Source organism: Bradyrhizobium sp. UFLA06-24, from assembly GCF_054967145.1.
Genome location: NZ_JADFUE010000003.1, coordinates 62,773 through 84,625 on the forward strand (window position 1 = coordinate 62,773; position 21,853 = coordinate 84,625).

General features: G+C 64.2%; 15 protein-coding genes. 6 read left to right on the forward strand and 9 right to left on the reverse strand.

The genetic code is table 11. The annotated features are described in order from the left end of the window. Positions 1–18: 18 nt before the first annotated feature. The 4 genes from IF809_RS04275 to IF809_RS04290 all read right to left on the reverse strand — a co-directional run bounded on the left by IF809_RS04275 (position 19) and on the right by IF809_RS04290 (position 6,265). Positions 19–2,886 (reverse strand): PAS-domain containing protein, encoded by a 2,868-nt coding sequence (locus IF809_RS04275; RefSeq protein WP_462836914.1) that lies wholly within the window; start codon positions 2,884–2,886, stop codon positions 19–21. A 170-nt stretch (positions 2,887–3,056) separates the two neighbouring features. Beyond that, the gene (locus IF809_RS04280) at positions 3,057–3,932 is read right to left on the reverse strand and encodes an acyl-CoA acyltransferase (protein ID WP_462836915.1); all 876 of its coding nucleotides are present in this window, start codon (positions 3,930–3,932) and stop codon (positions 3,057–3,059) included. Positions 3,933–4,027: 95 nt separating this feature from the next. Further along, on the reverse strand, positions 4,028–5,008 hold the full coding sequence (locus tag IF809_RS04285; protein ID WP_128968992.1) for an amino acid--[acyl-carrier-protein] ligase: 981 nt from the start codon (positions 5,006–5,008) through the stop codon (positions 4,028–4,030). Between the two features lie 39 nt (positions 5,009–5,047). After that, complete coding sequence (locus IF809_RS04290; RefSeq protein ID WP_462836916.1) at positions 5,048–6,265, reverse strand: acyl-CoA dehydrogenase family protein; 1,218 nt, start codon at positions 6,263–6,265, stop codon at positions 5,048–5,050. Positions 6,266–6,622: 357 nt separating this feature from the next. On the opposite strand from IF809_RS04290, the gene IF809_RS04295 reads away from it, so the two are divergent. From IF809_RS04295 to mtnA, 3 genes are all read left to right on the forward strand, one after another. After that, positions 6,623–6,895 (forward strand): phosphopantetheine-binding protein, encoded by a 273-nt coding sequence (locus tag IF809_RS04295; protein WP_453981036.1) that lies wholly within the window; start codon positions 6,623–6,625, stop codon positions 6,893–6,895. Between the two features lie 105 nt (positions 6,896–7,000). Further along, positions 7,001–7,876: an S-methyl-5'-thioadenosine phosphorylase gene (locus IF809_RS04300; RefSeq protein ID WP_128968989.1), complete on the forward strand. Its 876-nt coding sequence runs from the start codon at positions 7,001–7,003 to the stop codon at positions 7,874–7,876. A 30-nt stretch (positions 7,877–7,906) separates the two neighbouring features. Then, positions 7,907–9,016, forward strand: a complete 1,110-nt coding sequence (gene mtnA / locus IF809_RS04305) for an S-methyl-5-thioribose-1-phosphate isomerase (RefSeq protein WP_462836917.1) — start codon at positions 7,907–7,909, stop codon at positions 9,014–9,016. Between the two features lie 49 nt (positions 9,017–9,065). Here the strand turns inward: mtnA and IF809_RS04310 are convergent, their stop codons facing one another. Continuing rightward, the gene (locus IF809_RS04310) at positions 9,066–9,701 is read right to left on the reverse strand and encodes an HAD-IA family hydrolase (RefSeq protein ID WP_164938948.1); all 636 of its coding nucleotides are present in this window, start codon (positions 9,699–9,701) and stop codon (positions 9,066–9,068) included. Positions 9,702–9,788: 87 nt separating this feature from the next. Here IF809_RS04310 and IF809_RS04315 point away from each other — a divergent pair, with 87 nt between their 5' ends. The 3 genes from IF809_RS04315 (at position 9,789) to IF809_RS04325 (ending at position 15,513) form a co-directional block, all read left to right on the forward strand. Then, a complete protein-coding gene (locus IF809_RS04315; protein ID WP_462836918.1) occupies positions 9,789–10,547 on the forward strand; it encodes a S1 family peptidase in 759 nt (252 codons plus the stop codon). Positions 10,548–10,667: 120 nt separating this feature from the next. Next, the gene (locus IF809_RS04320) at positions 10,668–12,170 is read left to right on the forward strand and encodes a flavin-containing monooxygenase (RefSeq protein WP_128968985.1); all 1,503 of its coding nucleotides are present in this window, start codon (positions 10,668–10,670) and stop codon (positions 12,168–12,170) included. 307 nt (positions 12,171–12,477) lie between these two features. Next, positions 12,478–15,513, forward strand: coding sequence for an autotransporter outer membrane beta-barrel domain-containing protein (locus IF809_RS04325; protein ID WP_462836919.1), 3,036 nt, complete (start codon positions 12,478–12,480; stop codon positions 15,511–15,513). A 3-nt stretch (positions 15,514–15,516) separates the two neighbouring features. Here the strand turns inward: IF809_RS04325 and IF809_RS04330 are convergent, their stop codons facing one another. The 4 genes from IF809_RS04330 to IF809_RS04345 all read right to left on the reverse strand — a co-directional run bounded on the left by IF809_RS04330 (position 15,517) and on the right by IF809_RS04345 (position 21,850). Beyond that, entirely contained in the window at positions 15,517–16,347 is an 831-nt protein-coding gene (locus IF809_RS04330) for an MlaD family protein (RefSeq protein ID WP_462836920.1), read from the reverse strand. A gap of 145 nt (positions 16,348–16,492) precedes the next feature. Continuing rightward, positions 16,493–18,712 carry an acetate--CoA ligase family protein gene (locus tag IF809_RS04335; RefSeq protein WP_462836921.1) on the reverse strand — a complete coding sequence of 740 codons (2,220 nt, stop codon included), beginning with the start codon at positions 18,710–18,712 and terminating at the stop codon, positions 16,493–16,495. A gap of 114 nt (positions 18,713–18,826) precedes the next feature. Then, positions 18,827–19,396, reverse strand: coding sequence for a class GN sortase (locus IF809_RS04340; RefSeq protein WP_462836922.1), 570 nt, complete (start codon positions 19,394–19,396; stop codon positions 18,827–18,829). Positions 19,397–19,576: 180 nt separating this feature from the next. Next, the gene (locus tag IF809_RS04345) at positions 19,577–21,850 is read right to left on the reverse strand and encodes a marine proteobacterial sortase target protein (RefSeq protein ID WP_462836923.1); all 2,274 of its coding nucleotides are present in this window, start codon (positions 21,848–21,850) and stop codon (positions 19,577–19,579) included. Positions 21,851–21,853 lie beyond the last annotated feature (3 nt).

A 21,853-nucleotide genomic window follows, 5' to 3' on the forward strand; every position in this document is an offset into this window, starting at 1 on the left:
GATCCGCGAGCAGGAAACTCACGCCACGCGGCGAACCGCGTTCAGCGTCGCGATGGTAAGTCCTACCTCGGCCGCCGGGCAGGGCTTGCCGAAATAGTACCCCTGTACGGCCGTGCAGCCGCATTCACGCACGAAGTCGAGCTGCTCCGATGTCTCGACGCCTTCCGCCGTGGTCTCGACGCCGAGCACCGAGCCGAGGCTCGCGATGGTGCGGACGATGGCGACGCTCTCCGGGCTTTCGCCGAGCGTGCCGACGAAGGAGCGGTCGATCTTGATGCGGTCGAACGGAAACTTGCGCAAATAGCTCAGCGAGGAATAGCCGACGCCGAAATCATCCAAGCTGACGCGCACGCCGAGGGCGCGGAGCTGGTGCAGGATCCCGATGGTCGCTTCGCTGTCGTCGAGCAGCGCCGTCTCGGTGACTTCGAGCTCGAGCCGCTGCGGCGGCAGGCCGGCCTCGGCCAGCGCGCTCGTGACCATCGCGACCAGTCCGCGCGAGCGGAACTGGACCGGCGACAGGTTCACCGCGACCGTAACCTCAGGCCATGAGCCGGCCGTGGCGCAGGCGGTGCGCAACACCCATTCGCCGATCGGAACGATCAGCCCGTTCTCTTCGGCGATCGGAATGAACTCGGCCGGCGAGACGAAGCCGCGCGTGGGATGTCTCCAGCGCAGCAGCGCCTCGAAGCCGGTGAGTTCGGTGCTGTCGAGCCGCACCTGCGGCTGGAACACCAGATGGAACTGGTTGGATTCCAGCGCGCCGCGCAGATCCTGCTCGAGCGCGTGCCGGCTGCGCGCCTCTTCTTCCATCTCCGGCTCGAACAGCTGATAGGCGCCGCGCCCCTTGGCCTTGGCCTGGTATAGCGCAAGGTCGGCGCATTTCATCAGCTCGTCGGCATCGAGGCCGTGATCGGGCGCGATGGCGATGCCGACGGAGACGCCGACGTGAATGGACTGGCTTTCCAGCGGCGGGGGATGCCCGATGATCTCGACCAGGCGCCGCGCGAGCTTTTCCGCCGATTGCGGTTGTGGTCCACGCTGGAGCACGGCGAACTCGTCGCCGCCGAGGCGGGCGACGGTGTCGTGCTCGCCGACATTCTCCCTCAGCCGCGCCGCGACCCAGCGCAGCAGCCGGTCGCCGGCGGCATGGCCGAGCCGGTCGTTGACGGTCTTGAAATTGTCGAGGTCGAAGCACAGTACGGCCATGGCGCCGCCGGCGATTGCGACCTGGTTCAGCCCCTCGCCCATCTTCTCGCGGAACAGTGTGCGGTTGGGCAGATCTGTCAGCGAGTCGTGCCGCGCCATGTGCGCGACGCGGGCCTGCGCCTTGTGCCGCTCGGTCACGTCCTCATAGGTGACGACCCAGCCGCCATGCTCCATGCGCTTGTGGTTGAGCTTGATGATGCGGCCGTCGCTCAAATGGCGGTGCAGCGTGTGCTCGCCCTCGCGCAGCCGCTCGACATAGTCGGCATAGAGCTTGGCGCCGGTCGTGTTCGGGTGGATGCCGAGCGAGCAGCTGTGCTCCATGATCTCGCGCATCGAGACGCCGGGCTTCACGACATCGGGTGACAGGCCGTACATCTCGATGTAGCGGCGATTGCAGACGATCACGTGCAGGCTCGCATCGAGCATGCACAGGCCCTGGCTCATGTTGTTCAGCGCCGCGTCGAAGCGGCGATACTGCTCGCTCAGTTCCTCGACCGCGCGTTCGCGCTCGGTGATGTCCTCATAGGTGGCGACGAAGCCGCCCTCGGCCAGCGCGCAATAGCGCACAGAGACCACCGTGTCGTTGCTCATGCGCCGGCGCATGGGGGAGGTATCGTTGTTCTCGATCCGGACCCGGGCCGCCTCGAGGAGCTGCTGCGGGCTGTATTCGGAGGCGAAGGCGCCGTTCGCCATCGAGCGCTCGATCAGTTCGGAGAGATGCGTGCCGGGCTTGCTCTCCTCCGGAGACAGCCGGTAGATCTTCTGATAGGTGGAATTGCAGATGCGCAGGCGCATGTCGCTGTCGTAGAAAGCGAGGCCATGTGCCATGTTTTCGAGCGCGGCATCCAGCATCAGGTTCTGCTGCTTCAGCATCTCTTCGCGCTGCAGCCGCTCGGTGACATCCTCATGCACCGTGACCCAGCCGCCGTCGGGCATGAAGCGCGATACGGCCTGCACTTTCCGGCCGTCATGGCACGTCACGAGAATGGTCTTCGGGCTTCTTGTCCTGATGTCGTTGGTCCGGGCGTCGCGGAACTCGTCCCCGGACATCTCTGCCCGGTTGCCGCGCGACAGCCAATGATCGATCGCCGTGCAATGCGCGATACCTGGCTTCAAAACGGCGGGGTCGAGATCGTAGAGTTGCAGGAAGCGCTCGTTGCAGACGACCACACGATCCTCGGCGTCATACATGATGAGGCCGTGCGACATGTGGGCGAGCGCGTGCTGGCTGCGCTCCGTCTGCAGTTGCAGCTCGGCTTCGAGGCGGGCGAGACGGCTGACGTCGTCGCAGATCGTCATCCAGCCGCCGTCGGGAAGCGGCTTCAGTTCCAGCGTGATGACGAGACCGCTTGCGAGCGTCTGCCGCGTCTGGAACGGCTTGCCGGCCGCGATCAACGCGATCCGCGAAGCATAGAGCGCATCGAGCTCGCTCGGGGGGATATTCCCGCGCGCCATGCTATGGGCGAGCACCTCGCGATAGCTCGTCCCGAGCCGGACGATATCGGCCGACATGTCGAACAGCGTCAGGTAGCGCGTGTTGACCAGCACGATCCGGTTGTCGGCGTCGTAGACACAAACGCCCTGTTCCATGCCATCGAGCGCCAGCTGGCTCAGCGACAGCAGGGCCTGCGGGCCTTGGTCGCGGCATGCACCGAGCTCGTTGTTGCGGGTCGACGTCATGGGATCAGCGGGATCTCGGCGCAATAGACTTAATGCAACGTAATTCAGCCGCTGAGCGTAGCGAAGAGGCGGGAAAATTCCCTTAAGCGCCGTAGTTTACGGAGAGTGACTGGCGATGCAGAGCGAGCGTGCAAACAGCCTGACCGCAAGGCGATAGCGAAGCCGAACGCCTATGGCCCGTACAGCACGAGTTCCGTATCGGTGAGATCAGCCAGTCGTGGACGGTGCGGGCCCTTGAAATATTTGCGCCCGCGTCGCTCGGTATAAATACCGACAAGGCCGGGGATGGGTTCGTTGGAATCGACGATCACCGAGATCTTGCCGAGCCGCAGCAGCAGCCGGCCGATGCGGCCGGCGCAGGCGGCGTATTCGGCGGCGCTGCGGCAATAGATCAGCTGCATTGCGGGCGGTGCGATGAAGCCGCGGCGGATGCGCACCGGTTGCAGGATGAAGGGGAAGACGCCTTTCGGCGTGCGGCACACCAGGCTGAGGCAATTGTAGCGTGCGTGCCGCGTCAGCAACTCCGTCTCGGCCTCGGACAGGCCCTCGATCTGCTTGGCGTGCGGAGAAATGACTTCGATCTTGCTCCAGCGCGGCGCGCGGGACAGTGCCGGCACCGAAAAGAACAGGCCGTGGCAATAGGCGCGAAAGCCCTGCGTCTCGATGATTGGCCAGGTCCATACCGCCGGGCTGATGTTGAGATAGGTGACGTGCTTGTGCCGTTGCGCGATCTTGGTCAGCAGCGGCGCGTAGTTGCGGTAGGCCGGCTCGACATACCAGCTCGACAGATTGCACTGGATGGCGATCTCCTCCCCATCCTTGCGTGTGGTGTAGATCAGCAGCAGCACGCCGACCGGTTCGCCGTCATTGTCGAGCATATAGCCGAAACGCGGATAGCCCTCCGGCACGGGCCGGAAGGCCTGCCGGCGCAGGCCCTGGATCCAGTAATTGCGCGATCGGCCGACGAAGCCGCGCGTCAGCAAGTCCGCGATGGCGTCAACATCGGACTCGGTGATCTCGCGACATCGGACCTTGGTGTGGATCACGCTCGTCTTGCCCGTGGAAATGGTCGGCCTCTTGAAGTCTATCGTTTCAGCATGATCGATCCGGAAAACAGCTTCACGCTTCTCCGGATCACGCTCTAGCGCCAGCCTTCGCCGTGGGCCTCAGTCGCTACGTGCGGCGGCATGCCCATGATGTCCCGCACCTTGGCGGGCCAGGCGGAGAGATCGGTGCCGTGGGTGTGGAACATCGCGACCGCCAGCCGATCCATGCCGAAGGCAACGCAGCCAGTGTGAGCAGGCTCGCCATTGGCGTCCTGGATGCCCCAGGTCGTGCCGAAATGCTCGCGGTGATAGTTGAAGCTCATGCAGGCGGTCGGCTGCTCTTCGGAGCGCAGCGGGATCAGGAGCTCGAACTTGAGCTGCTGCTGTTTCTGGCTCACCGCCTTCATCTGGCCGACGCGGCCGAAGAAGGGATCGCTGGCATAATCGACCCGGAAGGTCAGGCCGAGATCGCGGGCGATCGCCTGCGCGCGCACCATCCAGCGCTCGCGGAAATCGGCGACGTCGTCGGGCGTGCCGATGCAGACATATTCGCGCATCCGGAACGATTGCAGGCGATCGAGATGCTTCGACGGCTCGCGGCGGAAGCAGTCGGCGGCGACGTCGAAGCGCAGGCCGCCCTTCGGCAAGGGCCCGCGGCTCGCCGCGATCGGATAGACGGGATAGCAGGCCGCGGGCGACAACACGAGGTCGGCCGGCGACAGCGACGTGGTCCAATCGCCGCCGGCATCGAAGCGGCTCACCGCGGCGTTGATCTCGCGTTCGGTGCCGTGCAGCCCGCAGACGCAGCCGAGCAGGTTCGGAAAGCTCTTGAGGTAGCCGGACTTTTCCAGCTGGGCCCGGCTCATCACCGGCGGGAAGCGCAGCGCTTCCGTGCCGGATTCGCGATGGCTGGTGATCAGCGCGGCGAGCTTCTCCACCACACCTTCATACAGCGCGGTGCGGGCGTAGACGCCGTCCGAGCCCATGCGGTGGAATAGTTTGTCGGCGAGATGATCGAGCGGATCGGCGATTTGCGGGGCAGTCTCGGGCGAATCCGGGAGGACGGCAATGTTCATGGTCGATGTCCTGCTATCTCAAATTTGCTTTTTGTTGGTTTAGTCACGAAGGCTCGCCGGCACACCGCTCATCAGCGTCGACGTGGCGGCATTGGCCAGAATACGATCGTTGTTGATCATGATCGGCGACGACAACACGTCGCGCAGGTGGCGGCCCATGGTGAACTCGCCGTCGTTGCGATAGCCGGACAGGCCCGCAGTGCGCATCGCATGCATCACTGTCTCGACCGCGAGCTCGGAGGCCTGCACCTTCAACAGCGTGATCGAGGACTGGAAGTCCAGCGAGCCGAGCGCGCGCTCGTCATGTTCAGCATGGGCGAAGGCGTCGAGATTGGCTGAGATCAGCGCGCGAAGTTTCGCCAGCGACATCTTCGCGGCGGTGAAATGCGCGGCGGCCGGCGGCATCTGTCCACCGGAAGAGCGTGCAGCCTTGCGGATGAAGGCCTGCGCGCGCGTCACCGCTGCGGCGGCGATGCCGGCCCAGGCCGATGACCAGCACAGATGCGCGAAGGGCGTCATGGTCTGGGCGTGGATCTTGTCGTAGGATTCCGGGAAGACGCGGTCAGCCGGACAGTCGACCCTGAGCTCGAAACCGGTCGAGCAGGTGCCGCGCATGCCGAGCGTTTCCCAGCCCAGGGTCTGCTTCAGCGAATAATCGTCCTTGGCGAGCGCAAGGAGCACCTGGTCAGAGGCCGCGGCCTCGGTGGCGCGGCGGGCGATGGTGACGAGGCCATCGGCTTCGGCGCCGTAGGAGATCACCGTGGCGTCGCGCAGCAGCGAGATGGTGTCGCCGGCGTGGTCGACGGCTGCGGCGCTGGCGCGGATGTTGCCGCCGCTCTGGCCTTCGGTGGTGGAGGAGGCGAGCAGCCATTGGTCGCGGGCGACCCGGCGCATCATGGTTTCCATCCAGGGAATGCCGTGGCCGTGCCTGATGATGCAGGCGACCTTGGTCTGGTGCATCGCGTAGATCATGGCCGTCGAGGCGCAGGCGCGCCCGAGCGTGTAGCAGATGTCGGTGACGTCGTAGATCGAGGCGCCAAAGCCGCCGAACTCGACCGGGATCATGACGCCGAGCAGCTTCTGCTCACGCGCGGTCTCGAAGGCCTTGTGCGGGAAGCGGGCATCGCGATCGACGCCATCGGCATCGGCCGCAGCCACGCTGGCGGTTCGGGCGGTACGCTCGATGAGGGAAGGGCCCTGCTCGAGCAGGCTCGTCGGTGTTTCGTCGACAGTGGGGACTGCTTCACGCACGTTCATACTCGTCCGCCTCCGGTTTGCCGTTCAAGATCGTCGGCATCATTCGCGATGCGCGTCAGCGATCCTCCGGCCATCTTTGCTTGTGAGACGAGGCTACGGATTTAATTCAAATTCGTCGATGAAATAGAGGGTAAACGAACCGCAATTTCGAACGAACAGTTAAGGTGCGGTTGTTTGCATGGCCCGAATTTCGGCGATCGCGTTAGGGTTCTGGAAGATGCCGTAATTCCAGACAATCTGAGTCATCGTTTACTAAGAAACGCGATGTAATGCTGGCAGGCATTGCGGGATCGGCCCGTCGTCCCCATCGTACCCGGCGACCGGCCCGACCTTTTAAAGACAGATGGGAATTTGCCGATGCAGGCCTTCGATACCGATTTGCGTCATCGCATCACCAAGCTGGTGAAGGGCATCCTCGAGCAGAATTCGCTTGCCGCCGATGTCGCGCCGCAGGCCAAGCTCGTCGATGTCGGCCTGACCTCGATGGACATGGTCAATCTGATGCTGGGCGTCGAGGCCGAGTTCGACTTCACCATTCCGCAGTCGGAGATCACGCCGGAGAATTTCCAGTCCGTCGAGACCCTGGAACGCATGGTCGCGACCCAGCTGAAGCTGGCGAAGGCGGCTTAGCCAGGTCGCCGCTGCCTCCCGGCAAGCCCCCGTCCCCGTTCCAAAACTGCCGCAAAACTGGCATAGCTTAACCATGTCGCACGTGGCGGACAGGGTGAAGCAGGTATGACGCAGGCGGTATTGGGCATCATCGGTGGCTCCGGCATCTATGATTTGCCGGGTCTCGAAGGCGCGCACGAAGAGGTGATCAGGAGCCCCTGGGGGGAGCCGTCGGCGCCCGTGCGGAGAGGCACCATTGCAGGTCTGCCGATCGTGTTCCTGCCGCGCCATGACAAGGGGCATCGGCTGTCACCCTCCGACATCAACTATCGCGCCAATATCGATGTGCTGAAGCGCGCCGGCGTCACCGACCTGATCTCGCTCTCGGCCTGCGGTTCCTTCAAGGAGGAGCTGCCGCCCGGCACCTTCGTTCTCGTCGATCAGTTCGTCGACCGCACTCACAAGCGCGAGAGCTCGTTCTTCGGCAGAGGCTGCGTCGCCCATGTCTCGATGGCGCATCCGGTCTCGCCGCGGCTGCGGATTCATCTGGCGGCGGCGGCCGAGGCCGAAGGGATCGCGATCGCGCGCGGCGGCACCTATGTCTGCATGGAGGGACCGCAATTCTCCACCTATGCGGAGAGCATGACGTACAAGACGCTGGGCTATTCCGTGATCGGCATGACCAACATGCCCGAGGCCAAGCTCGCCCGCGAGGCCGAGATTTGCTACGCGACCGTCGCGATGGTGACGGATTTCGATTGCTGGCATCCGGATCACGACGCGGTCACGGTGCAGGACATCATCCGTGTGCTCACCTCGAACGCCGACAAGGCCAAGGCGCTGGTTGCGCGGCTGGCGAAGGATTTTCCACGGGAACACGAGCCGTGCCCGATCGGTTCGGACCGTGCGCTGGATACCGCGCTGATCACCGCGCCCGAGGCGCGCGATCCCGAGCTTCTGAAGAAGCTCGATGCGGTGGCCGGGCGCATTTTGCGCGGTTGAGACGCAAGAAGAACGAAAAGGCAGACCGCCATGAAGGTCGACGGCAACCATTTTCGCAGCATCTGGCGCGAACGCGACGGCTGGTCGGTCGGCGCGATCGACCAGCGCCGGTTGCCGCATGAGTTCATCATTGCGAAGTTGACCTCGTGCCAAGACGCCGCCGTGGCGATCCGCGACATGCTGGTACGCGGCGCACCGCTCATCGGCGCGACCGCGGCCTACGGCATGGCGCTGGCGATGCGTGCGGACCCGTCCGACGCCGGCCTGAAGCGCGCTTACGACACGCTGATCGTGGCGCGGCCGACCGCGATCAATCTGAAATGGGCGCTGGAGGAGATGCGTGCGGCGCTTGCGCCGATCGATCCGGTTGAACGGGCCGAAGCGGCCTACGCCCGCGCCGACGAGATCGTCGAGCAGGACGTCGAAATCAATCGCGGCATCGCCGCCAACGGCTTTGCGCTGATCGAGGCGATCGTGGCCAGGAAGAAGCCGGGCGAGACGGTCAACGTGCTGACCCATTGCAATGCCGGGTGGCTTGCCACCGTCGATTGGGGCACCGCAACCGCGCCGATTTATCTTGCGCATGAGCGCGGCATCAAGATCCATGTCTGGGTCGACGAGACGCGTCCGCGCAATCAGGGCGCCTCGCTGACCGCCTGGGAACTCGGCCATCATGGCGTGGCGCACACCGTAATTCCTGACAATACCGGCGGGCACCTGATGCAGCATGGCATGGTCGATCTCGCCATCGTCGGCACCGACCGCGTCGCCGCCAATGGCGACGTCTGCAACAAGATCGGCACCTATCTGAAAGCGCTCGCCGCGCACGACAATGGCGTGCCGTTCTATGTCGCGCTGCCGTCGCCCACGATCGACTTCGCGGTTGACGACGGCATTCGCGATATTCCGATCGAGCAGCGTAGCGGCGCCGAGGTCACGGACATGACCGGCCGCACCGCGGATGGACGGTTGGAGACGGTGCGCATCGTGCCGGAGGGCTCACCGGTCGCGAATTATGCCTTCGACGTCACGCCGGCGCGCCTCGTGACTGGCCTCATCACCGAGCGCGGCGTCCTGAAGCCCGACCGTGCCTCGCTGGCGGCCGCGTTTCCCGAGCGGATCGCTGCCGCGGCGGAGTAGCTAGGTAATCGGGCGATTGATCTGCGCTCGCAATGACGAGGGTGATAGACTATGCCAGCTTCAACCCGGTCGCCGCCTCGAGGTCGGCGATCGCCTGCGTGCCGGTCGTGACCTTGATCGTGGTCATGCCCATGTCCCGCGCAGGCTTCAGGTTGACGCCGAGATCGTCGAGATAGACGCAGTTCTTCGGATCGACCTTCAGCGTCTCGACCATCAGCTGGTAAATGCGTGGGTCCGGCTTGCGCAGGCCGATCTTGGCGGATTCGATGACGTGATCGAACAGCACCATTACCTCGGCGACATAGAGCGAGCGCCCGGTCATGCTGCCGATGGCATTGGCCGGAAGGTTGTTGGTGATGCAGCCGGTCTTGAACTCTGCCTTGATGCGCTTCAGCGCGGCGACCATCTCGGGGCGCAGGTCGCCCTGGAGCAACGGCAGCACGTCGCGTCCGCGCACTTCGGCGCCGAGCGCGAGCGACTCCGCTGCGAACAGCTGGTCGAACGTCTCGATATCGACTTCGGCGCGCTCGAACTTGGCCCAGGCATTTTCCAGGTGATTGGCCGCGTTGGTGCGCCTGATGATGTCGACGGGCAGACCACGCTCGGTTTCGAATCGCGCAAACGCTTCGAATGGTGAGCTCGTCAACACGCCGCCAAAATCAAAGATCACAGCCTCGATCGCCAATGTCCTGCCCTCGTCAATTCCTTCCCAAGAGGGCTAGCATGCGCTATCCGCAAGGGCCAGTCCGGCCGACGATAGAAGCGTGTTCCCATGAAGAAGTTCGTTTTTCTCATCGCAGCAGCCCTGCTGCCTGCCGTGCCCGCTCATGCCATCGTCGGCGGCGGTACACCTCAGACGGAGGGCGTCGCGCGCGCGGTCGTCACCATCGTGGGCTCGCGCGGCAATTTCTGCAGCGGCACTCTGATCGCCCCGCAAATCGTGCTGACGGTCGCTCACTGCGTGCAGCCCGGCGCCGACTACAAGATCGTCGATCGCGGCGCCGATGGTCAGCCGCAATTGCTGAACGTGCGCACCGTCGCGATCCATCCGGGCTTCAACATGCAAGCGATGCAGGCACATCGCGCCACGGCCGACGTGGCATTGCTGCAACTTCAAATTCCACTCAAGGGAAAATCGACCGTGCCGGTCGGCGCGCCAACTATTCCGATCCGGGTCGGCAGCCGTTTCACCATCGCCGGTATCGGCGTCACCGTGCGCGGCGATGGCAAGAGCGGCGGCGCCACGCGGGTTGCCGGTCTCGTCGCCACCGGACAGCCCGGCACCTTCCAGATCCGCCTGGTTGATCCCGTAACCAACGGTATTCGCGACGGAATCGGCGCCTGCACCGGCGATTCCGGCGGCCCCGTGTTCGAGGACAGATCGAACGGCGCGGTGCTTGTCGGCGTGATCAGCTGGTCCACCGGGCCGAATGGCGCTGCCGGCTGCGGCGGATTGACCGGGGTTACGCCGCTCACGCTGTACCGTGACTGGCTCTTGCAGACCGCGCGGAGCTGGGGCGCGGCGTTATAGTTTGATCGCGAGTTGATCTATGTCATTTTGCGAGGGAAGCGCGGCGGGCGAACATGACCGTCGCGGAGGAAACGCGTCGCCATCAAGGCGGCCTGAACAAGACAAGGCACAGAAACAACAATGAATGTCGCTGTTCGCAGTCACGCCACGGCCAAACAGGCTTCTGAACATTTCGACGTGCTGATCGTCGGCGCCGGCATCTCCGGCATCGGCAGCGCCTATCACCTCGAAAAGCAGCTCCCGGGCACGAGCTATGTCATCCTGGAAACGCAGGCGACGTTCGGCGGCACCTGGAGCACGCATCGCTATCCCGGCATTCGCTCGGACAGCGATCTCCATACCTTCGGGTACAGCTTCAAGCCTTGGGTCGGGCCGCCGATCGCAACCGCCGAGGAAATCCTCGCCTACATGAACGAAGTGATCGACGACAACGATATCGCTCGCCACATCCGGTACAAGCACAAGATCGTCTCGGCGAGCTGGTCGAGCGAGCAGAATCTCTGGACCATCGAGGCCGTGACGACGGACACCGGCGAGACCAAGACGTTCAGCGCCAACTTCCTCTGGATGTGCCAGGGCTATTATCGCCATTCGGAAGGCTACACGCCGGAATGGAAGGGTATGGACCGCTTCAAGGGGCGTATCGTCCATCCGCAGACCTGGCCCGACGATCTCGATCTCAAGGGCAAGAAGGTCGTCGTAATCGGCTCGGGCGCGACAGCGGCGACGCTGGTGCCGAACATCGCCGACGACTGCGCGCATGTCACCATGCTGCAGCGCTCGCCGACCTATTTCAGGCTGGGGCGTAACGCCATCGAGATCGCGGAGGAACTGCGCCGGCTTCAGGTGGATGAAGCCTGGATCCACGAGATCGTCCGCCGCAAGATCCTGTTCGAGCAGGATGCGTTCACGAAGCTCTGCCTTTCCAAGCCCGAGCAGGTGAAGAAGGAGCTGATCGGCCAGATCAGTGCCGTGCTCGGTCCGGACTACGATGTCGAAAAGCACTTTACGCCGAGCTATCGGCCGTGGCGCCAGCGCATCGCCTTCGTGCCTGATGCCGATCTGTTCAAGGGCATCGCCAGCGGCAAGGCCTCCGTGGTCACCGACGAGATCGAGTGCTTTGTCGAGAACGGTATTCAGCTCAAATCCGGCAAGCTGCTCGAGGCCGATGTCATCGTCACCGCGACCGGCTTCAATCTCTCTGCGCTCGGCGATATCGCCTTCGAGATCGACGGCAATCCGCTCGCGTTCGGCGACACCGTCACCTATCGCGGCATGATGTTCACGGGCGTGCCGAACATGGTCTGGGTGTTCGGCTATTTCCGTGCGAGCTGGACGCTTCGCGTCGACCTTGTTGCGGATTTCGTCTGCCGCCTGCTCGGCCACATGAAGGCGAAAGGCGCAAAGAAGGTCGAGGTCAAGCTGCGGCCTGAAGATCACAACATGCCGATCCTGCCCTGGATCGATCCGGAGAACTTCAACCCCGGCTACATCATGCGCAACATGGACCTCTTGCCCAAGCGCGGCGACAAGCCGGAATGGCAGCACAGTCAGGATTATTGGACCGAGAAGGACGAGATCCCGAGGACCGATCTCGATGACGCGGCGTTTGTGTACGGGTAACGGCTTCCGGCCGCCCGATCATCTCTCAATCGTCATGGCGAGGGCGTGGGCGTATGCTTCCGGTGTGAATGGCCGTACACACGATCGGCCATTCTGACGCACCGTCGCATGCGCCGATTGAGAGCCGAACGTGTCAAAACGTGGCGCGGTTGCAACAACGTGTGTCGAATCTGCCTGAGTTGCAGCCTTACGGGCGGATTCTGGGCCGCCCGTAGTTCTACTGACCATTCCCATGATCTAGGTTCCGGGGCTGGCGCCGCTAGGAGCGCCAAGGGTCAGGGGGCAAGCGTTGCGGGCTGGGGTGCCATTGAGGGGGCAGAATTGCCCGCGCCGGATCGTCGCCGCGGTTCGCGCGGCCGTCTGGCTTGGCTTTGCCTTGAGCGTGGCCGCGACGACGAGCCCCGCAGCCGCGCAGCAATTCTTCAACGGATCGCAGACCACGCCCAACGGCGCCGTCAACGGCGGAGGCGGCGTTTGGGAAACGACCACGACGAACTGGACGAACGATCCCGGGACGACGAGTTCGGTCTACGATCCATCCGTGGCGACCAGCACAGTGTTTGGCGCCTCCGCCACATCGACACCGGCCACCGGCGGTACGGTGACGGTCGCGCCAACCGGCGTCCAGCTTACCGGCGCCCTGACGTTCACCAACACCGGCGATCATTCGATTTATACAATCCAGGGTGGGGACCTCAGGCTGGCGGTGGGCGGGACGATCATCAATGTGGGCGACGTCACCGGCACGTCGGCTCCCTCGGCGGTGATTGCCTCAAACATCGTCGGCGGCGGCGGGATGTCCCTATTCGGTTCCGGCACGCTCGCTCTGACGGGAACGAATGCCGTCTCTGTCACCATATGCTCGTGCGCGACGCTGCAACTCGGTGATCTCACCCATACCGCTGGCCTTACTGGATCGGTCGTCAACGAAGGCTATTTCAACGTCGTCAATGCCAACACGTCAGGGATATCCACGATCCGGAATGACGGCAGCAGCTTCGGCCCGGCCACCACCACCTTCCTCAATAGCACGGGCGCAAGCTCGATCACGATCACCAACATCAACGGTGGCGAAACGTTCTTCGGCACGTTTCGCGGAACCGACACCGCAACGGCCGCCAACGCGACGATTTTGAACAAGACGGGAGCTACGATCTTCTTTGCGCGGACCACGGCAGGATCTGCAACGATCACCAACGAGAGCGGCGGCGGAATCGAATTTCTCGAACACAGCAGCGCGGGCAGCGCCAAGATCACCAACCGCACGGGCGCCGTGACGATCTTCAGCGATTCAACCACGGCGGCCGACGCCAGCATCACCAATAGATCGGGTGGCTCGACGGTCTTTGGCGGCAACGCGACCGCCGGAAACGCCACCATCACGACACTCAACGGCGGCACGACGCAGTTTTTCGTTGCCGCAACGGGCGGCAACGCGCAATTCATCACGAATGGGACCGGCATTGTCGATTTTTCCGGCAGCACCGGTCCGAACGGCGACGGGCGCGTGAGCGCCGGATCGATTGCAGGCTCCGGCACCTACGTGATCGGTATCGGTAATACGCTTGTGGTCGGCAGCAACAATCTGTCGACCGAAGTGAGCGGCGTCATCGCCGATTCCTGCGGCTGTGGCCCGGGGCCTGGCTCTCTCGAGAAGGTCGGCACCGGAACGCTGGTTCTCTCCGGCACGAATACCTACACCGGCACGACGACCATCAATGGCGGCAGCCTGCGCGTGGATGGCAGCATCTCGCAGTCGAGCCTGACCACGGTGAATGCGGGCGCTGCGCTCTATGGCGCCGGCATAGTCGGCAACACTGTCATCACCAATGGCGGCATTTACGCCCCGGGTAACGGTAGTCCGGGCTCAAGCATGCGGGTTCAGGGCGATCTCAGCTTTCAGCCCGGCTCGGTCTATGCCGTGCAGGTCGGCAGCGGCTCCAGCACCAGTCACGCGCTCGTCAGCGGCAATGTCGCGCTGAACGGGACGGTCGGTATTTCGCTGTCTGCCGGCAGCATGGTGATGAAGCACTACGCGATCATGGACTTCTCGGGCATCGCCACCGGAAATTTTGCCGGCGTTGCCGCGCCGGGCGGACTGATCGGCACGACGAGCGTCGGCTCGAGCCAGGTCTTTCTCGATTTCACGCTGGACTATGGTGCGAAATACGCGCTCAACGTCAACCAGCAGAACGTGGCGACGACGCTTCAGAACTTTTTCAACGCCAATGGCGTCCTGCCGGCTGAGTTCGCGGGCCTCGGTCCCGCCGGCCTGTCGCAGGCCTCGGGTGAATCGGCAACGGGATCGCAGCAGACCACATTCAACGCGATGAACCTGTTCATGAGCCTGTTGACCGATGTGTTCGGCGCAGGGCGCAGCGGTCCTCCGGGTGCGGCCCCTTACGCCGACGAGACCCGCGCGAATGCCTACGCCGCCTCCGCCAGGCGGCCCAGCGACGCGTTTGCCTCGATTGATCGCAAGGCGGCGCCGCCGACCTTCGAGCAGCGTTGGGACGTCTGGGCGGCTGGCTTCGGCGGTTCGCAGACCACCGACGGCCAGGCGGCACTCGGCTCGAGCACCACCACCAGCAGCGTCTACGGCACGGCGGTCGGTCTGGACTATCGCTTCTCGCCCTCGACAGTCGCAGGCTTTGCGCTCGCCGGCGGCGCCACCGGTTTCGGCGTCAATGGTCTCGGCTGGGGCCACTCCGACCTGTTCCAGGCCGGCGCCTTCGTTCGTCACAACGCCGGGCCCGCTTACCTCACGGCCGCGCTGGCCTACGGCTGGCAGGATGTCACCACCAACCGCATCGTCACGGCGGCCGGCACCGATCAGCTGCGTGCCCAGTTCAACGCCAACGCCGTCTCGGGACGTATCGAAGGCGGTTATCGCCAGGCAACGCCGTGGATCGGGCTGACACCCTATGCCGCGCTGCAGGCCACGTTGTTCAGCCTGCCGAGCTATCAGGAATTCGCCGTGGTCGGCAACAACACGTTCGCGCTCAACTATGCCGCCAAGGACGTGACCAGCACCCGGACCGAGCTCGGCTTGCGCGCCGACAAATCCTTTGCCGCGGCCGGCGGCGTGGTGACGCTGCGCGGTCGCGCGGCCTGGGCGCATGATTTCAATCCGAATCGCACGGTCGGTGCGGTGTTTCAGGCGCTGCCGGGCTCTGCCTTCGTCGTGAACGGCGCCGCGCTGGCGCGCGATTCCGCGCTCACGACCGCTTCGGTGCAAATGAACTGGATGAACGGCTGGTCCGCCGCGGCAACCTTCGAGGGCGAATTCTCGAACGTCACGCGCTCCTACGCCGGCAAGGGCGTCGTGCGCTACACCTGGTAAATTCTACCGCTTGGGGTGCGGCGGCTTGCGTGGCGGGCGAGGGGCGGCCACGGGCGTTGGTATTCCGCTCATCTTGTTGGCGGCTTCGCTGACGTCGAGCAGGGAGCGGCGGGTGTCCTCGAGGAAGCTCGCCGATTTCTTCTTCATGGTGTCGGCGAGCTCGTGCAGCGCCTTCACCTTCTCGAACAGCTCGTCGGTCTTGCCGTCGATGAAGCCGGGCACCACGCCCTCGATTTTCGTGACCGCCTTGTCGAAACCCGCAAACGCATTGTCGACCTTGAGCATCACCGTGTCGATCTCCTCGCCCTTGCCCCTGAGGCTGGCGGTGTAGTCTTCGAACGTGCGGAGGCCCTCCTTGATTGCCGGCGCGTTGCTGACGATCGAGCGATCGACGCTATGCAGCGTATCGACGATGGATTCGGCGTCGCTGAGATCGGCGGTGAGCACGGGAATGCCGTCCGAGTCCAGCGGCACCGGGGGTGCGGACGGAGCGCCGCCGATCAGCGAGACCGCGGCGACACCGGTGAGCCCCTGGAACTCGATGCCGGCCACCGTGTCCTTGCGGATCGGCGCGGTGTTGTCGAGCAACACCAGCGTCACGACCTTGCGCGGATTCTCCAGCTTGATCGACAGGATCTGGCCGGCGGGAACGCCGTCGAAATTGACCGGGCCGCCGCGGCGCAGGCCGCTCGCCGAGCCGCCTTCGAACACGACGCGCAACTGGCTGCGGCTCTGGATGGTGCGCCATTTCTGCATGCCGAGCACGCCGCCGAACGCGACGGCGATCACCGTCAGCGTCGTCGTTCCAATCACCAGATTGCTCGCGCGTGCCATAAGGTCGAGTTTACGGTCAATGCCTGAAAGTTGGAAGGAGGCAGTAATGGTACGTAGGGCGGGTTAGCGAAGCGTAACCCGCCGCTTGACGCCGGCATTCGTGCAAATTGGCGGGTTACGCTGCGCTAATCCGCCCTAGACGACATCAATGCTTGGCCGCGCGTTTTGCCGCAGCACTGTTCAACACGATCAGTGCGTCGACGGCGACACCGGTCTTGGTGTTGATCAGGAACGGATTGACGTCGATCGAGGCGATCCGGTCGCCGGCATCCGCGATCAGATTGGAGAGCCCGACCAGCGCCTTCACGGCGGAGATCTCGTGCAACGCCGGCTTGCCGCGATAGCCGCGCATCTTGATACCCGCCTTGGTGCGGCCGATCAGCAGCCGCGCCTCGGCCTCGTCCAGCGGCGCGCCTGATAGCGCCACGTCCTTCATCAGCTCGATATCGACGCCGCCGGTGCCGAACAGCACGACCGGCCCCATCTCGGCATCGAGCGAGGCGCCGACCACGAGCTCGAGGTCGGCCTTCACCTGCTGTGCGATCAGGATGCCGTCGAGCTTCGGCTTGCCCTTCAACCTGGCCACCCGCGCGGTGATGTCGGCAAAGGCCTTCTTCACCTCGGCAGCGGTGGTGAGGTTCAGCACCACGCCGCCGATATCGGATTTGTGCAGGATTTCGGCGCTGACGACCTTGGCCACCACGGGAAAGCCGATCTGCTTGGCGATCTTCACGGCTTCTGCCGCCGTCTGCGCGATTCCCTCCTTCGAAATCGGGATGCCATAGGCCTTCAGCAGTTTCTTCGAGGCGACCTCGTCGAGCGCGGCGCCGCTCGCCGATTTCAGCGCCTTCTCCAGCACCGCGCGCGCGGCTGGCTTGGAGCTCGAGACGATGTCGGGTACCTCCTTCCGCAGCTTCGCATAGGCGAGCAGCGATTTGATGGCCGTCACGGCACGGTCCATGCCCTGCATCACCGCCAGATGCGGCAGCGACTTGCGCAGGCCCTTGGTGAATTCGGTAAAGCCGATCGACATCGCGCTGATGTAGATCACGGGTTTCGAGGCCCGCCTCGCCATCTCGTTGACCATCCGCAAATTGCGCTCGCGCTGCTCGTGCGGCGCTTTGGGCAACTCGGAATCGATGATGACGATGTCGATATCGGGATCGTCGATCATCAGCTTGATCGACTTCATGTAGACGGAGGGATCGACCACCGCGGCAAAGCCGGCGTCGAGCGGATTGCCGACGATCGAGCCCGGTCCGAGCATGTTGGCCAGCTCGCTGCTGACATGCGGGCTCAGCGGAGCGAAGTTCAGGCCTTGTGCATAGAAGGCGTCGATCAGCATGCCGCGCTTGCCGCCGGACAGCGTCACCGCCGCGAGCCGGTCGCCCTTGGGCACGGTGGCGTGGACGAAGCATTCGGTGGTCTCGATCAGTTCGTCGAGCCCGCTGACGCGGATGACGCCTTCGCGGGTCGCGATGGCATCGAACGTCTCGATCGAGCCTGCCAGCGCGCCGGTGTGCGCCATCGCCGCGGCGCGGCCGCCTTCCGATGATCCGAGCTTGAGCGCGATCACCGGTTTGCTCGCCGCACGCGCCGCCTTGCAGGCGTCGCGAAACGCCTTGGTGTTGCGCACGCCTTCGAGATAGACCACGATCACCCTGATGCTGGGATCCTCGGCGAAATAGCGCATCAGGTCCGGCGTCTCGAGCCCGGTCTCGTTGCCTGTCGTCACCATGTAGCCGACGCCCACGCCACGATCCTCCAGCGCTTGCCGGATCGCCATCACGATGGCGCCGGATTGGCCGGCGATCGCCACCGCGCCCTGTTCCATGGTGACGATGCGGTCGTCGATGTTTGTGAAGAGCTTTTCGCCGGCGCTCAAATTGCCGAGACAATTCGGGCCGGTGACGGCGAGTCCCGTCTCGCGCACCGCCTTCTGCAGCTCTGCGGCCAGCTTCTGGCTCTCCTCGTCCTGCAATTCGCTGAAGCCGGAGGTGACAATGGTGGCCGATCGCGCCCCGGCGGCAGCGGCGTCGCGGATCACCTGTACGGCAAAGCGCGCGGGCACCAGCACCAACACGTGATCAGGCTTTTCGGGAAGGCTCGCAAAATCCTTGTAGCACGGCACGCCCCAGATCGTGTCGCGCTTGGCATTGACAGGATAGAGCCCGCCCTCGTAGCCGTATTTGACCAGATTGTTCCAGATGCGCTCGGCGTAATTGCCGGGCTTGTCGGTCGCGCCCACCAGCACGATGTTGCGGGGATGCAGCATGGCATGGATGCGCTTGACGATGTCGCTGGCATCGGGTGAAGGCGACCACGGACGGGCAGGAACCGATGCAGCAGAGACCTGAGCTTCCATGGCGTGACCTCACCTGTTGTTCTTCTTGACGGCGCGTTCCTCTGTTCTATGGCGAGTTCTCCTCAGTGGCAACCAACTGGTATGCCGCAAGATGGAATGAGCGATGTGTCGCTCTTATTGATTCTCTCCAATCAGAACGCCATGCAGGATGTAGCGCTCGGGACCTGATGTGACGGCGTCAAACGGCCAACAGGTCGAGAGCACCAGTTCAAAATCCCGTGTCGCGGGATCGATGCCGGTTGCATCGAAACGGACCACAGCCGAGGAATCCGCGCGATAGAGGAAATGTTTGCCGTCGCGGCGCGTGATCTCGATGACGTCACCGACCGAAACATTCCGCAGGAAGCGGAAATGTGTGTCGCGATGTGCGGCATATACGGCAACGCCGCGTTCGCCTGGAGCGGCCGTCCGCTCGAGATGGGCGGGTCCGAAAGCAAGCGCCTGACCGCTCGTGCCCTCCAGCACGATAGCGCTTGCGCCGATCCGCTTCACCTCGATCCGGGCGACCGGCCAGGTGTCGGCCCATGACCACGGCTTGACCGTCTCGCCGGTCGCCACGCTCCGCTCGAACGCGCGCTCCAGCAGTACCTGCGCGAGCCAGGCTTTGGCGTGGATATAGGCGCCGTCGCCGAACAGGATCATTCCAAAGAGCGCGACGACCAGAGGCGAAATGAAGCGGGACATGGCAATCTTCCTCGTCATTGCGAGCGGAGCGAAGCAATCCAGGCTGTCTCCCTGGTGGCAGTCTGGATTGCTTCGTCGTCTCGCTCCTCGCAATGACAGGAAAAAAAGGCGCGCGCGGCCGTTGGTTTCGGGACGGGCAGCCGCGCGCGCCAAGCAAGAGGAGTTCGGGGTGCTCCTCTCTCAAGCGGCGTCAGTGAGCAAGGTCCGACGCCGGTTGAACACGAACAGGATCAGGGCGAGCGCAATCATGACCAGTCCTGCCATCATCTTGAGCTCGGCCGAGGTGCTGGTCTTGGGCAGGCGGATCGCGTCTGGTGTGACGGGAGCCGGCCGCCTTGCCGCGGGCTGGCCCGCATCGGCGCGGCGTTCGCGCAGTTGCGTCGGCGTCAGCTGCGGCCGTTCGCCGAACACTTTTTCGAAATCCCAGCCGGCCGGCAGGTTGATCGGCAGCTCGCTGAGCTTGAGCGGCGCGCCTTCGGGACGGCTGGGGGTCTTGTCGACCGCGACGAGACTGGTCAGCCGCGTGACGATCTGATGGTCGAGCGCCAGCGCAAGGATGGTCTTGTCGGTATCCTCCGGCGTCATCTCGCGGAGCGTCCGCGCCACCTCGGCGTCGCCGATCTTGCGCCTCGCCCAGAGCTTGGACAGGCCCTTGCCCTGAGCGGCGTTCTGCAGCGGCAGCGTCACCGACCACGGGCGGTCGCCGACACGACCCTTGATCTCCAGTGAGCCCGCGAGCTTGTCCAGCTTCGCCGCCAGCACCAGCGGCTCGTCGCGATAGACATCGGGAATGATCGCGGGCGTGACGTCGACCTTTGCCTCGGAGAACCTTGCGGTGAGGCCGGTCACGGCAGGATTCTCGAGCTTGGCGAACAGGCCGCGCATGCGCTCCTCGACCTGCTCGACGGAGCCGATATGGGTGAAGGCACCGCGGCCGAGCTCGGCGGCGCGCGTCATCAGATAGGTGTTGGGCGCGGAGCCGATGCCGACCATGAAGATGCGTGAGCGGCCGCGCATCGCGGTGATGGTCTCGAACAATTGCTGCTCGTTGCCGATCGCCCCGTCGGTCAGGAACACGATCTGCCGGACCATGTTGGTGTCGCCGAGCTTGTCGGTCAGCGCCGCACGCATCGCCGGCACCATCTCGGTGCCGCCGCGAGCCTGCAATGCGCTGACGAACGAGGTCGCTTCGCCGAGATGCGCGTTATCTGCGGGAACGGAGGTCGGAAACAACACGTCCATGGTGTCGTCGAAACGGATCACGTTGAAGCGGTCGTTCGGTTGGAGGCGGCCGAGCGCATAGAGCAGGCTTGCCTTGGCCTGCTCGATCGAGGTGCCGCCCATCGAACCGGAATTGTCGATCACGAACACGACTTCGCGCGGCAACGGCTTCTGCGTGGCTTGCTCGGCGGCCGGCGGCGTGACGAAGGCGAGCAGGTAGTCGGCATTGCCGACATGCTCACGGAACAGGCCGACCGACGGCGCCTGTTGGGCGGCCGGCTTCCAGGTCAGTTCGAAGTCGCGGTCGGCGGGCACCGGGCCCTCGGCGAGCGTGATCACGCGCGTTGCGTTGTCCGGGCTCTCGATCTTGACCTTGTGGTGCTGGCTCTTGACCTCGCCGAGTGCGAAACCGGCGTTCAGGTGCACGTTGATGCTGGTCGGATTGACCGGCGCATTCCTGGCGGGATCGACAACGGGCGGCGAGATTCGGTCACGGTCCGGCACCGGGTCTGATGTGGTCGCGCCCCAGCCGGTGCCGTCCTTGCGGAAATCGGCGCTCTGCACGAGCGGGGCCGGATTGTAGCGCGGCCCGACGACAAGCGGCAGGCGCAGCGAATATTCGTTGCCGGATTGATGCACCGGCTCCTGATATTTGATCTGCACCAGCACGGTCTCCCCCGGGCCGATATTGGCAACCGAATTGGTGAAGATATTGGGCCGCTCCTGCTCGGTGAGCGCGGCCTTCTGCCCGGCGCGGCGCGCCTGCTCGTAGATCACGCGGGCCTGCTGACGCTCCTTGATGTCGCCGATGATGATGCGGTCGCCGACCACCATCTTCAGCGTGTCGACGGCGCCGTCACTCGCCAGCGGATAGACATAGGTTGCCTCGACCCAGTCCTTGGTCGGGTTACGGAAAGCTTGCGTGACGCGCGTGCGCAGCGTCGGGCCTGACACCGTGATGTCGACGTCGATCCCGAGCCGGACGGCTTCGGTCGTGCCACTGTCGTTCTTCAGGAGGAGGGTGCCGGACCTGGCATCGCCGGGCTGGAGCAGGCTGGCCTGCTGCGTCGTCGCCGACCACGAGGTTTCGAAGCTCACCAGCAGGGCGACGAAACTGACCAGGAGCACGGCAATGCTTTGCGCCAGCAGAAACAGACCGACCTTGATCAGCCTATCCAGCCAAAGGTGCTCGTCCGGGTGTTCGTCGCTGTCGATCGTGTCGTAAGTGTCCATTTC